Genomic DNA, 14,352 nt, shown 5'->3' on the forward strand with positions numbered 1-14,352 from the left:
TGCCGGTGGTGGGGGTGGTGGGGGGTGATCGGGTGTGTTCGGCGGATTACTGGGTGGAGCATGTGCGGCGTGCGGTGCGGTTCGCCGATGATCTCGGGTGGTTGGCGGATCGGGGTGTGCGTCGGTTCGTGGAGGTGGGTCCGGATGCGGTGTTGACGGCGATGGGGCCGCATTGTGTGGCGGAGGGGTTGTTCGTGGCGTTGCAGCGTCGTGATCAGCCGCAGGCGTTGACGGCGTTGACGGCGGTGGCCCGGTTGCATGTCGACGGGCATCCCGTCGACTGGACCCGCGTCCTCCAAGCCCCAACCACACCCACACCCACACCCACACCCACGTCCACATCCCCCGACACGTCCCGTCCCGAAGCAGCGAGCGGCGCCGGAGCCGCGGCCGAGGCCGACGGCACGGGCGCCGACGAGGCCGTGGCCGCGACCGGGCCCGCGACCGGGGCCGAAGCCGCGAACGGGGCCGTGGGCCGGCTCGTCGACCTGCCCACCTACCCCTTCCAGCACCAGCACTACTGGCTGGAGGAGGTGTCCACCGGCGACGTCGTCTCGGCCGGACAGGTGGCCGCGGACCACCCGATGCTGGAAGCGGTGGTGCGCGTCGCCGGTTCGGACGAGGTGGTCCTCACCGGCAGGCTCTCGGCCCGCACCCACTCCTGGATCACCGAACACGACCTCGGCGGAAGGGCGTTGGTGCCCGGCACCGCGCTGCTCGAGATGGCGCTGCGGGCCGGCGACGAGGCCGGCTGCGGTGGCGTGGACGAGATGGTCGTCACCGCGCCGCTGGTCCTTCCGGAGACGGGCGGGGTACGCGTCCAGCTCGTGGTCGGCGCACCGCAGGAGACCGGGAACCGCCCCTTCGCGATCCACTCGTGCCGCGAGGACGAGCAGGACTGGACCTGCCACGCCACCGGCACGCTGGTCGCCTCGGCTCCCGAGCCCGACTTCGAGCTGACCGAGTGGCCGCCGGCCGACGCGAGCGTCATGGAGACGGACGGCTTCTACGAGCGGCTCGCCGACCACGGCTACGTGTACGGCCCGGTGTTCCGCGGCCTGCGCACGCTGTGGCGCCGCGACCGTGCCGGCGTCGCCGAGTTCTTCGCCGAGGTGGCGCTGCCGGAGAACACGGACACGGCGCGATTCGGCATCCATCCCGCCCTGTTCGACGCCGCCATCCACCCCCGGGTCGTGGCCGCGATCGCCGACGCGGGCGAGGACTTCACCCTGCTGCTGCCGTTCGTGTGGAACGGCATCAGCCTCTACGCCACCGGCGCGACCACGCTGCGGGTCCGGGTCGTCGTCGAGGACGGGACCGACGGCGCCGCCTGCCGGGTGCAGCTCGCCGACGAGGCGGGGCAGCCGGTAGCCGAGGTGCGGTCGGTGGAGGCGCGCCCGGTCTCCGCCGACCAGACGGCCGCACGGGACGAGACGGCCGGGTCGCTGTTCGGCGTCGACTGGACCCCCGTCGAGCTGAACCCGGCCGAACCCGCCGGACACTGGGTCCTGCTCGGCGCCGACGCGGGGCCGGCCGGCGGGGCGCCGGCCCTCGACCGCCGCGCGACGCTCGCGGAGGCGGCCGGGGCGGACGTGCTGGTCGTCTCCTACGGCGGGCGGCCCGCCGACCAGACCGCCGACCGGCCCGGCGGCGAGGTCGTCGCGTCGGTGCACGACACCGTCGTCGAGGCGCTGGCCCTGCTGCGGGAGTGGCTCGCGGACGACCGGTTCCTCGCGAGCCGCCTCGTCGTGCTCACCCGCGGGGCCGTGGCGACCGGCGAGGACGCTTCCGTGGACCTGGTGGGCGCCGCGGTGTGGGGTCTGATGCGCTCCGTGCAGTGGGAGCACCCCGACCGGATCCTGCTGGCGGACGTCGACGACGACCCGGCCTCGCTCACGCTCCTGCCCGCCGTGCTGGCGGCCGGCCACGACCAGGTCGCGGTGCGCGGCGGCGCGGCGACCGTGCCGCGCCTTGCGGCCCGGCCCGGGCCGGCCGCCGACGCGCCCGGGACGACGCGCGACGACGGCACGGTCCGTGACGGCACGGTCGACCAGGACACGGTCCGCGAGGGCACCTTCCTCGTCACCGGCGGCACGGGAGCGCTCGGCGCCCTGTTCGCGCGGCACCTGGTCACCGAATACGGCGTCCGCCACCTTCTGTTGGCCGGCCGCCGCGGCCCGGACGCGCCCGGCGCCGGCGCACTGGCCGCGGAACTCACCGCCCTCGGCGCCACCGTGCGCACGGTGGCCTGCGACGTGGCCGACCGCGAGGCACTCGCCGCGATGCTGGCCTCGGTCCCCGACGCGCATCCGCTGACCGGCGTCGTGCACACCGCCGGCGTCATCGACGACGGCATCGTCACCGCCCTCACCCCCGACCGCGTCTCCTCCGTGCTGCGCCCCAAGGTCGACGCCGCCTGGCACCTGCACGAACTCACCGCCGACGCCGACCTCACGATGTTCGTGCTGTTCTCCTCCCTGGCCGGCACGCTGGGCAACCCGGGCCAGGCCAACTACTCGGCCGCCAACCACTTCCTCGACGCGCTCGCCCGGCACCGTCGCGCCCACGGCCTGCCCGCGGTCTCGCTGGCCTGGGGCCTGTGGTCCGCGGAGGGCGGCATGCAGTCCGGGGTGAGCGCCGACGGGCCCGGCCAGCTCCGGCACGCGGCGCTGCGACCCCTCTCGGCGGAAGGCGGCGCCGCGCTGTTCGACCGGGCGCTCGCCCTGGACGAACCGGTGTCCCTGCCGGCCCGGATCGACCTGCGCGCGCTGCGCTCCGGCTCGGCCCCGGTCCCGCCCGTGCTGCGCGCCGTGGTCGGCCGTCCGGCGCGCCGGGTGGTCCGCAGGGGCGGCGGCGACACGGGGTCGCTCGCCGCCCGGCTGGCCGCGCTGCCCCCGCAGGAGCGGCGCGAGCACGCCGTCGACCTGGTGCGGGCCGAGGTGGCCGCGGTGCTGGGGTTCGGCGCGGGCGAACGGGTCGGCGAGAACGTGCCGTTCCGCGAGCTCGGCTTCGACTCGCTGACCGCGGTCGAACTGCGCAACCACCTGACCGCGGTCACCGGCCTGCGGCTGTCGCCCGGCGTGGTGTTCGACTATCCGACGGTCGCCGCGCTCGCCGAGTACGTGCTGTCGGAGCTGAGCGGCGAGGCGCCGGCCGCGGCGACGGCCGTCGCCGCGGCGGTCCCGGGCTCCGGCGGCGGGAGCGATCCCGTCGTGATCGTCGGCATGGCCTGCCGCTTCCCCGGCGGGGCCGACACCCCCGAGGGCCTGTGGCGGCTGGTGGCCGACGGCGTGGACGCGATCTCCGACATGCCGCACGACCGCGGCTGGGACGTCGAGGGGCTCTACGACCCGGACCCCGACAAACCCGGCGCCTTCTACACCCGGGTGGGCGGGTTCATCGACGACGCAGCCGACTTCGACGCGGGATTCTTCGGCATCTCGCCCCGTGAGGCGCTGGCGATGGACCCGCAGCAGCGGCTGCTGCTGGAGACGTCGTGGGAGGCCCTGGAGAGCGGCGGGATCGACCCGCTGTCCCTGCGGGGCAGCAACACGGGCGTCTACACCGGCCTGACCGCGCAGGACTACGGATCGGGCGCCGGCGCGGCCGAGGAGGGCGGCGAGGGGTACCTGCTGACGGGCTCCACGACGTCGTTCGGCTCCGGCCGCGTGTCCTACGTGCTGGGCCTGGAGGGCCCGACCATGTCCATCGACACCGCCTGCTCGTCGGTGCTGGTGTCGATGCACCTCGCGGCCAACGCCCTGCGCAGCGGGGAGTGCGCACTGGCGCTCGCCGGCGGTGCGACCGTGATGGCGCAGCCCATCGGCTTCATCGAGTTCTCCCGGCAGCGCACGCTCGCCCCGGACGGCAGGTCCAAGGCGTTCGCCGAGTCCGCCGACGGCACCGGCTGGTCCGAGGGCGTGGGTCTGTTCGTCCTGGAACGGCTGTCCGACGCCCGGCGCAACGGCCACCCGGTGCTCGCGGTCGTCCGGGGCAGCGCGGTGAACTCCGACGGCGCGTCCAACGGACTCACCGCGCCCAACGGCCCCTCCCAGCAACGGGTCATCCGTCAGGCGCTGGCCAACGCCGGTCTCGCGCCGTCCGAGGTCGACCTCATCGAGGCGCACGGGACGGGCACCCAGCTGGGCGACCCGATCGAGGCGCAGGCCCTGATGGCGACGTACGGCCGTGACCGGGACCCGGACCGGCCGGCCTGGCTCGGATCGGTGAAGTCCAACATCGGGCACGCCCAGCACGCCGCCGGGGCCGGCGGCCTGATCAAGGCGGTCATGGCCATGCGGCACGGTCTGATGCCCCGGACCCTGCACGTGGACCGGCCGACGCCCGCGGTCGACTGGTCCTCGGGGGCGGTGCGCCTGCTGACCGAGGCCCGCCCGTGGCCGGAGCTCGACCGTCCGCGCCGGGCGGCCGTGTCGGCGTTCGCGCTGAGCGGCACCAACGCCCACATCGTGCTGGAGCAGGCCCCCGAGGACCCGGCCGAGGTCCCGGCGGCGCCCCGCGCGTCCCTGCCCGCGGTGCCGTGGGTGCTGTCGGCCAAGTCGCCGCAGGCCCTGCGCGAGCAGGCCGCCCGTCTGCTCCCGGCCGTGGACCGCGACGGCGCGCCGAGCCCGCTCGACGTCGGGTTCTCGCTCGCGGCCCGCTCGGTGTTCGACCACCGGGCGGTGCTCGTCACCGAGGGCGGCGCCGACGCGCTGTCCGGGCTGCGGGCGATCGCCGGGGGCGAGGCGCCGGCGGCCCGGGACGGCCGTACCGCGTTCCTGTTCACCGCACGTCCCGCGGACGGCCCCGACCACGAGCTGCGCGAGACGTCCGCGGTGTACGCCCGGGCGTACGACGAGACGCTGGCCGCACTCGGCGCGTCGCGGGAGGCGGCCCCGCTGGCCGCGGAGGTCGCGCTGTTCCGGCTGCTGGAGTCCTGGGGCGTGGTCTTCGGCTGCGTCGCCGGGGCAGGCGTCGGCGAGATCGCGGCCGCGTACGTCGCCGGCGCGCTCTCGCCCTCCGACGCGGCCCGCCTGGTGACGACCGGAGAAGGGGCCGGCGTGACCTGCGGCGAACCGCGGATCGCGGTGGTGTCGCTCGCCACCGGCCGCCCGCTCACGGCCGGCGACCCGGTGGGCGCGGCGGTCGACGGAGCGGATTCCGGGCGGTCCGCCGCCGAACAGTGGATGACCGGGCAGCGCGTGGCCCGGTTCGCGGAGTCCGGCCCCCGGCGCACCCTGGCGGGGTCGGTGCCGCTGGGCCCCGACGGCCGTCCGCGGCTTCGCACCCTGCTCGACGGCGTGGCCGAGCTCTTCGTCGCCGGAACGGACGTCGACTGGACGGCCGTGTTCGCCGGCACCGGCGCCGCCCGCACCGACCTGCCCACGTACCCGTTCCAGCGCGAGCGGTACTGGCCGGCCGAGGCCCGGGCCTGCGCCGACGGCGCGGACCTCGACCCCGGCTCCGCGCCGCACTCCCTGCTCGGCACGGCCGTCGCCGTGGCCGGCCGGGACGAGCTGGTGTTCACCGGCCGGCTGTCGCTCACGGCCCAGCCCTGGCTGGCGGACCACGTCGTCGCCGGCGTGCCGGTGCTGCCGTCGGCGGCGCTGGTCGACATGGCCGTCCGGGCGGGCGACCTGACCGCCTGCCCGGTGCTGGCCGAACTGACCGTCGCCGAGCCCGTCGTGCTGCCCGACGAGGGCGGCCTCGAGCTCCAGGTGGTGACCGGCGCACCCGGCGCGGACGGACGGCGCACGGTGGAGATCCACACCCGGCTCGACGACACCCGACCCGGCGGGGCGAGCGGCCCGGACGACGTCGCGCGGGAGTGGACCCGCCACGCCGTCGGCGCGCTGGCCCCCGCGTCCGCCCTCCCGGCCTCCGAGCCGGAGGCGTGGCCGCCCGCGGGCGCCGCGGCGGTGGACTTCGCCTACGAGGACCTCGCCGACGCCGGTCACCGCTACGGCGGAGCGTTCCGCGGCCTGGAGTCGGTGCTGCGGCGTGGGGACGAGCTGTTCGCCGAGGTCCGGCTGCCGGAGGACGCGGTCGCCGAGGCGGGCCGGTTCGGCATCCACCCGGCCCTGCTGGAGGCGGCCGTGCTGCCGCTGCTGATCGGCGCTCCCGGCGTCGCGCCGGACGGCACGACCCGGCTGCCGCTCGCCTGGGAGAACGTCTGCCTGCACGCCGCCGAGGCGACCGTCCTGCGGGTCCGCCTGACGCCCGCCGGACCGGACGCCTACCGGCTCGAGGCGCTCGACGAGGCCCGACTGCCGGTCCTGACGGCCGAGTCGGTGCGGCTGCTCCCGGCACGTCCGACCTCCCGGGCCGGCGCCGCGCCCGAACCCGCCGGCACCGCCTCGCTGTTCGACCTGCGCTGGATCGCGGTGGAGCCGCCGAAGGACGAGGACGCCGACAGCCTGCTCGCCCTGCTCCAGGGCGCCGACACCGGTGTCGAACGCGCGGACCGTGGCCGTGGCGACGGTGACGCCCTCGCGGCGCTCGCCCCGCTGCGCTTCGACGACGTCAAGGAGGCCGCCGCCTCCTACACCCCCTGGGACGCCCTGCTGGTGTGCCCCTCCGAGCCCGACCGGGCCGCGGACGGGGCGGCCGGCCAGGCCGCCGCCGTGCACCGGGCCGTGCTGCGCGCCCTCGACGTGGCCCAGGACTGGCTGGCGCAGGAGGACCTGCCCGACAGCCGGCTCGTCGTGGTGACCCGTCAGGCCATGGCCGTCGAGCCGCACGACGACGTCCTCGACCCGGCGGGGGCCGCGGTGTGGGGCCTGCTGCGGTCGGCCCAGGCGGAGAACCCCGACCGGATCGTGCTGGTCGACCTGGACGACGACCCGGCCTCGGCCGAACTGCTGTTCCTGGCGGCCCGGACCGGCGAGCCCCAACTGGCCCTGCGCGACGGCCGGATGCTCGCTCCACGGCTCATGCCGACGGACGCGACGGACGCGACGGACACCGCGGCCGCGACGCCGCCGGCCCCGGCGGCCGACGGCACGGTGCTGGTCACCGGCGCCGACGCGGCGCTGGGCGCGCTGTTCGCCCGGCACCTGGTCACCGACCACGGCGTACGGCGCCTGGTGCTCACCGCCCCGCGGGCGGCAGACCCGGCCGCCCTGCGGCTGCGGGACGAACTGACCGCTCTGGGCGCGAGCGCCACGGTGGCCGGCTGCGACCTGGCCGACCGGGACGCCGTGCGCGCCCTGCTCGCGGACATCCCCGCCGACCACCCGCTGACGGGCGTCGTGCACACCCAGAACGTCCTGGACGACGGGGTGTTCACCGGGCTGACCGCCGAGCGCGTGGCGGACGTGCTGCGGCCCAAGGTCGACGGAGCCTGGCATCTGCACGAGCTCACCGCGGACGCCCCGCCCGCCCTGTTCGTGCTGTTCTCCTCGGTCGTCGGCATGCTCGGCAGCCCGGGACAGGCCAACTTCGCCTCGGCGAACGCCTTCCTGGACGCGCTGGCCGTCCGCCGCCGGGCCCAGGGAGCACCCGCGGTGTCGCTGGCCTGGGGCCGGATGGTCGAGGGAGGACAGTCCGGACTGCGGGTGATCGGCGAGGACGAGGCCCGCGCCCTGTTCGACGCCGCGCTCGCCACCGGGCGGGCCGTCGTCGCGCCCGCCCCGCTCGACCTGGCCGCGCTGCGCCGCGACGCGCCCGCCGTCCCGCCGGTGCTGCGTGCTCTGGCGCCGCAGGGCGAGCGCCGCAGGGCGAGCGCCGAACGGCCCGCCGACCGGTTCGCCGGCATGACCGCGGCCGAGGCGGAGAAGCACCTGCGCGATCTGGTGCGCACCGAGGCGGCCGGGGTGCTCGGCCACGCCACACCCGAGAACCTGCGGTGGGAGGTGTCCTTCCGGGACTCCGGATTCGACTCCCTGTCCGCGGTGCAGTTCCGCAACCGGCTCGCCGAACGCACCGGACTGTCCCTGCCGACCACGCTGGTCTTCGACTACGCCTCGCCCGGCGTGCTGGTGGACCACCTGCTCGAACGGCTCGATCTCGCCGACGGGGCCGACCACCGCTCGGCGCTGGCCGAACTGGACCGGCTGGAGGCGGTGTTGATGGCCGTCCCGGTGGAAGGGGCGGACGACGACCGGGACTCCGGGCACACCGAGATCGCCGACCGGCTGTCCGCCATCCTCTCCCGCTGGAACAAGGCCCGGACCGACGCGCGGCCGGGCACGGCCCACGGCCCCGACGCGACCGACCTGGCCGACGCGAGCGAGAACGAGGTCTTCGACTTCATCGACCGGGCTCTGGGCCGCTCGTCGTCCGCACACCCCAACCGCTGACCACCAGGAGACATGGTGAACGCACCCACCCGCTACGCCGAAGCCCTACTGACCGCGATGCTCGGCGCCTTCGGCCTGGACGTCGAGTACGTCCGGGCGGAGAAGAACAGCCTGTACTACCTGGACGAGACCGGGGCGGAGGTGCCGGTCCTCGACCTGGTCGGCGGTTGGGGCTCGCTGATGCTCGGGCACAACCACCCGGAGATCGTGGCCTACGCGAAGGAACTGCTGGAGACCGGCTGGCCGGTGCACTCGCAGCACTCCGCGCACCCGGTCGCCGACCAGGTCGGCGCGGTGCTGAACGACATCGTCGGGCGGGAGTTCCCCGGCGCGGAGCCGCACTCGGTGATCTTCGCCAACAGCGGGGCGGAGGCGGTCGAAGCGGCGGTCAAGCACTGCGAGTTCGACCGCGTCCTGCGGGTGAAGAGCCTGTTCGAGCAGATCGAGTGGAACGCCGACGTCGCGCTGACCGCGCTGCGCGAAGGCGCCGCCGCGCTGCCGCGGGACACGTCCCTGCTGCCCGGCGACGTGCCGGCGCCGACCACCGTCGAGGAGTTCGGGGCGCTGCTCGGCGCGGTGGCGGCGCACAACCTCGCCCGGGCGGGGACCGGCCCGGTCTTCTTCGCGCTGGAGCGGGCCTTCCACGGAAAGCTGGTCGGCAGCACCCAGTTCACCTACAACCCGCTCTTCCGCGCCGCGTTCGCCTCGCTCGGCCGCGAGGTGCGCTTCGTGCCGCCGAACGACGCCGCCGCGTTCGAGCGCATCGCCGCCGAACACCGGGTCACCGTGCTCGACGTCGAGGTCGTCGACGGTGTGATCACACTGGTCGAGCGGCCGTTCCCGGTCGTCGCCGCGCTGGTCGTCGAGCCGATCCAGGGCGAGGGCGGCATCCACGCGCTGACCGCCGAGTTCGCCGCCCGCGTCCGCGAGATCTGCGACGGGATCGGGTGCCCGATCGTCGTCGACGAGATCCAGACCGGGATGGGGCGCACGGGGACGTTCTTCGCCAGTTCCGCCATCGGCCTGGTCGGCGACTGCTACGTGCTGGGCAAGTCGCTGGGCGGCGGCATCGCCAAGACCTCCGCCATGCTCGTGCGCCAGTCGCGCTACCGGCCCGAGTTCGAGCTGGTGCACAGCTCGACCTTCGCCAAGGACGGCTTCTCCACGGCCATCGCGCTGCGCACGCTGGAACTCCTCGAAGCCGACGGCGGAGCCGCCTACGACCGGGCCGCGGAACGCGGTGAGCGCATCCTCGCCATGCTGCGCGAGCTGGCCGCGGCCTATCCGGACGTGGTGGCCGACGTGCGGGGCAAGGGGCTGCTGATCGGGCTGGAGTTCGCCGACCAGAGCCAGGCGGCGTCCCCCGTCATCCGGGAGAAGGCGCTGGCCGGACTGCTGGTCTTCCAGCTCGGCAGCTACCTTCAGCTGGCCCACCACATCCGCACCGGTCCGACGGCGAGCGTGCCGACCATGCTGCGCATCGAGCCGTCGATCTACATCAGCGACGAGGAGATCGACCAGCTGCGCACCGGCCTGGTGGAGGTCTGCGAGATCCTGCGCAACCAGGACGCGCTGCCGCTGATCCACCCGCTGACCGGCGGCGAACAGGAGCAGGCGCCGCGCGCGGAGATCCGGGACTTCCGGCCGGCGGAGGCGGACGGCGCGGTCACCGAGGCCGGGCCCGCCACGGTCCGGGCCGGGCTGGTCGGGTACCCGCTGACCCCGGACGCGCTGCGGGAGCTCGATCCCTCGCTCGCCGACCTGGACGACGACCGCCTGCTGGCCTACGTCCGCCGCTCCGAGCTGCTCAAGGACCTGCCGGCGTTCGCGCCGGTCCGCTACGAGTCGCCGCAGGGCGTCTCGGCGGATCTCACCGTCTACCCGCTGCTGGTGACGCAGGAGCAGCTGCGCGGGTACCAGGTGTCCGGGCAGACCTTCCTGATCGGTGCGGACGTCGACCGCCGGGTGCGGGCGGCGAAGGCGGACGGTTGCACGACCGTCGGCCTCGGCTTCGGTCTCGGCGCGGTCACCGGTCACGGCGGCGCGCTGCGGGTTCCCGGGATCACGGTCACCGCGGGCAGCACGCTGGCGGTGGGCTCGGCCCTGACCGCCGTCGAGCGGGTCGCCGCCGAGCGTTTCGGCGGACTCGACGGCCTGACGGTGGCGGTGGTCGGCGGCGGCGGGCGCACGGGTTCGGCCATTGCCGCGCTGAGCGCCCGATGGGCCGCCAAGATCGTGCTGGTGGGAAGCGGCCGTCCGGGATCGGACGAGCGGCTGCGTGCGACGAGGGTGCGGATCTACCAGGAGGCGTGGGAGCGGATCGCGGCCGGCGCCGAGCCGACCGGGCTCTGCGCGGCGCTCGCGGCCGAGCCGCTCGTCGCCGGATGGCTGGCCGAGGGGCGGTCCGCAGACGAGCCGGGCGGCGCGGCGATCGCGGCCCGGATCGACGCCGACCACGACATCGATCCCTTTGTCGTCACGACCGACGATCTATTGTCGGTCGCGAATGCGGAGGTGGTGTTCTCGGCGCATTCCAGCCCCGTTCCCGTGCTGGACGAAAAACATCTCTCCGACCGCGCCATAATCTGCGATATGTCCTTTTTCGGCACCGCGGCCGAAACTGCTGCATTGGCTTCTCGCGGCGATCTACGTTACGTACGTGGTGGTATACTTTCCGTGTCCGATCGCGTTAATCTGCCACGTGGTTTCAGCGCCTCCACAGGCGCGGGTGAATTGTTGGCAGGGGTGGCGGAAGTCATCACACTCGCGTTGTCCGGGAGCAGTGGACCGGTGGGCGACGGCCTCATTACCCGTGAACGGGTGGACGCCCTTGTCGACCTCGCGAAGCAGCACGGATTCGAGACGGTTTCCCCCTGATGTCTGCCGAACACCGGTCTGCCGAACCATCGGCCGATGGTCCGGCCTGAGTAATAGAGGGTAAGTGGAATGTCAGAGTCAGCAGATTCCGTGACGGAAGTGGCGGCGGGCGGCGCGGCCGACCCCCACTACGCCAAACGATGGCTGATCCTCGGGGTGATCGGCGTCGCCCAGTTAACGATCTTCCTCGACACCACCGTCGTCAACATCGCCCTGCCGTCCGCACAGGCGGACCTCGGGTTCGGCGACGGTGACCGGCAGTGGGTCGTCACGGCCTACGCGCTCGCCTTCGGCAGCCTGCTGCTGCTCGGCGGCAGGATCGTCGACCTGGTCGGGGCCAAGCGGTCGCTGATGATCTCGATCGTCGGCTTCGGCCTCATGTCGGTGCTGGGCGGCGCGGCCAACGGCTTCCCCATGCTGGTCACGGCCCGCGCGTTGCAGGGCGGGTTCGCCGCCCTCGTCGCGCCGGCGGCCCTGTCGTTCCTGCTCACCGTCTTCAAGGACCCGAAGGAACGGGTCACCGCGTTCGGCGTGTACGGCGCGCTGGGCAGCGGCGGTCTGACGCTCGGTCTGGTCCTCGGCGGCGCGCTGACCGACTGGCTGGACTGGCGCTGGTGCCTGTACGTCAACGTCGTCTTCACGGCGGCGGTCTTCGTGGGCGCGCTGCTCACGATGGAGAACCAGCGGGCCGAGGACCGTCCCGAGAAACTCGATCTGCCCGGCACGTTCACGGCCTCGGTCGGTCTGTTCTGCCTCGTCTACGGTCTGTCCAACGCCGACGACGGTGACTGGAGCAAGCCCGAGGTCTGGGGTCTGCTCGTGGGCAGCGCGGTGCTGCTGATCGCGTTCGTGCTGTTCGAACTGCGGTCGCGGACCCCCCTGTTGCCCATCCGGATCGTGCTGCACCGCAACCGCGGCAGCGCCTACCTGGCGATGTTCCTGCTGGGCATCGGGCTGTTCGTGCAGTTCCTGTTCCTGACGTACTACCTCCAGCTGATCCTGGAGTTCTCGGCCATCCAGAGCGGCCTCGCCTTCCTGCCGATGATCGTGGGCATCGCGATCGGCGCGACCACCCTCCCGCCGGTGCTGGAGCCCAAGGTCGGGGCGCGCGTGCTGATTCCGGCCGGCCTCGTGCTGGCCGCCGTCGGATCGTTCTGGCTGAGCCGGCTCACCACCGACAGCTCGTACGCGGGCGGCGTGCTGACTCCGTCCCTCATCGCCGGCATCGGCTTCGGCCTCGTCGTCTCGCTCGGCGCGGCCGTGGCCACCGTCGGGGTCGAGGCCCAGGACGCCGGCGCCGCGTCGGCCCTGGTCAACACCGTGCAGCAGGTGGGCGGATCGATCGGCACCGCCCTGCTGAGCACGCTGGCGATCACCGCTGCGGACCACTTCGTCGAGGGCAAGAAGCCGTCGCCGCAGCTGGTCGCGGACGCCGCCGTGGAGAGCTACACGACCGCCTTCTTCTGGGGCGCCGTGGTCTTCCTCGCCGGGGCGGTCCTGTGCGCGCTGCTGTTCGACCGCTTCGTGTCGGCGCAGCCGGACGCCGAGGTCGGCGAACGGGCGGCCGTGCCCACCGTCTGATCTCCGCACGCCGTTCGACCCCGACCGGCCGTCGCCTGGTACCTGGTTCCCGGTACCAGCGCGACGGCCGGTTTTTGGGTGCCGGTCGCTGGGCCCCGCCGGGCGCAAGCGCTTGACTCGTGCGTGAGACGCGGTGCGTGAGCGCTCCCCGATCCGGGAGCCCGACGACCCATGACCGAAGGGGATTCCGTGACAGCAGTGACCAGTGAGCAGGTGGAGGAGACGGCCGCACCGGCGGTCGACCCGGCGGAGCTCGTGGCGCGCGCCCGCGAGCTTGCTCCGCTGATCCGCGAGAACGCGGTGAAGACCGAGCAGGACCGCAGGCTCGCCGAGGAGGTCGTGGTCGCGCTGCGGGACGCGGGCCTGTTCCGGCTCTCCACGCCGACCCGGTTCGGCGGCTACGACCTGAAGATGTCGGACCTGCTCGCGACCATCGTCGAGGTCGGCAAGGCCTGCGGGTCGGCCGGCTGGAACCTGTCCATCGACACCGCGTCGACCCGGTTCGCGCTCAACGCGCTGCCGGAGACCGCGCTGGCGGAGATGTTCGAGGGCAACCCGGACGCCTACGTGATCTCCACGGCCCACCTGAGCACCACGAAGGCGTGGCGCGCCGAGGGCGGGTTCCGGATCACCGGCACCTTCCCGTGGAGCTCGGGCTGCGAGATCGCGGACTGGGCCTACATCCCGGTCGTGCACGTCTACGACGGCGACGAGCAGACCACCGACCTCGTGGGCGTCGTGGTGCCCATGGGCGACCTGACGATCGAGCGGACCTGGCACACGGCCGGCCTGGCCGGCTCCGGCACCCACACGGTCGTCGCCGAGGACGTGTTCGTCCCCGAGCGCCTGGCGGTCCCCTTCAGCCTCACCGACCTGGTGGGCGAGGACGAGCGGGACAGCATGCTCATCCAGGGCAGCGCGCAGTCGCTCGCCGCGATCGTCGGCGCGGCGCAGGGCGCGCTGGAGGTCACCCGGGCGGCGCTCGACAAGAAGCGGCCCATCACCTACGTCAACTACGAGGCGGCCGTCGACGCGCCCTCGGTGCAGCTGTGGTTCGCCGAGGCCGCGCACCTCATCGAGAGCGCCCAGCTGCACCTGAGGGAGATCGGCGCCAGCCTCGACGGCATCCCCGAGACCCAGCCCGTGCCGTGGGCGGAGCGCGCACGGATCCGCATGCACCAGAAGTCGGCCCAGGAGAAGTCCCGGGCGGGCGTGGAGAAGCTGCTCGACGTGGTCGGCGGAAGCGCCTTCGCCCTGTCGAATCCGTTGCAGCGGCTCTGGCGCGACATAGCGGTGATGAGCCGCCACACCGCGCTGAACGCGCCGATCATCATCGAGGACTACAGCCGTGCGCTGCTCGACATCCACCCGTCGGTGACGCTCCTTTACTGACGGGTTTTCGGCGGCTCATTCCGTCCCGTTGTGAACGTGCTTTACTGAATTCACCTGCGTCGGTATCGTCCGGCGGTCGGGAATTTCCTTCCCGGCCGTCGGGCGATGCCGATGCTCCTTTTCCCCTCCCTTTTTCGACGCGTCCCGCCTGTCGTCGGCCACCATATTCTCGACGGCTTTTTGGGACCGTGGAACAAGATGT

At 73.7% G+C, this 14,352-nt stretch carries 4 protein-coding genes; all 4 read left to right on the forward strand.

The annotated features are described in order from the left end of the window. Positions 1-194 precede the first annotated feature (194 nt). The 4 genes from KMS84_RS27590 to KMS84_RS41280 all read left to right on the forward strand — a co-directional run bounded on the left by KMS84_RS27590 (position 195) and on the right by KMS84_RS41280 (position 14,150). Positions 195-8,300 carry a type I polyketide synthase gene (locus KMS84_RS27590; RefSeq protein WP_256919164.1) on the forward strand — a complete coding sequence of 2,702 codons (8,106 nt, stop codon included), beginning with the start codon at positions 195-197 and terminating at the stop codon, positions 8,298-8,300. A gap of 12 nt (positions 8,301-8,312) precedes the next feature. After that, entirely contained in the window at positions 8,313-11,177 is a 2,865-nt protein-coding gene (locus KMS84_RS27595; RefSeq protein WP_256919165.1) for an aminotransferase class III-fold pyridoxal phosphate-dependent enzyme, read from the forward strand. A gap of 69 nt (positions 11,178-11,246) precedes the next feature. Continuing rightward, complete coding sequence (locus tag KMS84_RS27600) at positions 11,247-12,758, forward strand: MFS transporter (RefSeq protein ID WP_256919166.1); 1,512 nt, start codon at positions 11,247-11,249, stop codon at positions 12,756-12,758. A 189-nt stretch (positions 12,759-12,947) separates the two neighbouring features. After that, positions 12,948-14,150 (forward strand): acyl-CoA dehydrogenase family protein, encoded by a 1,203-nt coding sequence (locus KMS84_RS41280; protein WP_256919167.1) that lies wholly within the window; start codon positions 12,948-12,950, stop codon positions 14,148-14,150. Positions 14,151-14,352: the final 202 nt, after the last annotated feature.

Source organism: Streptomyces hilarionis, from assembly GCF_024539675.1.
Classification (GTDB): domain Bacteria; phylum Actinomycetota; class Actinomycetes; order Streptomycetales; family Streptomycetaceae; genus Streptomyces; species Streptomyces hilarionis.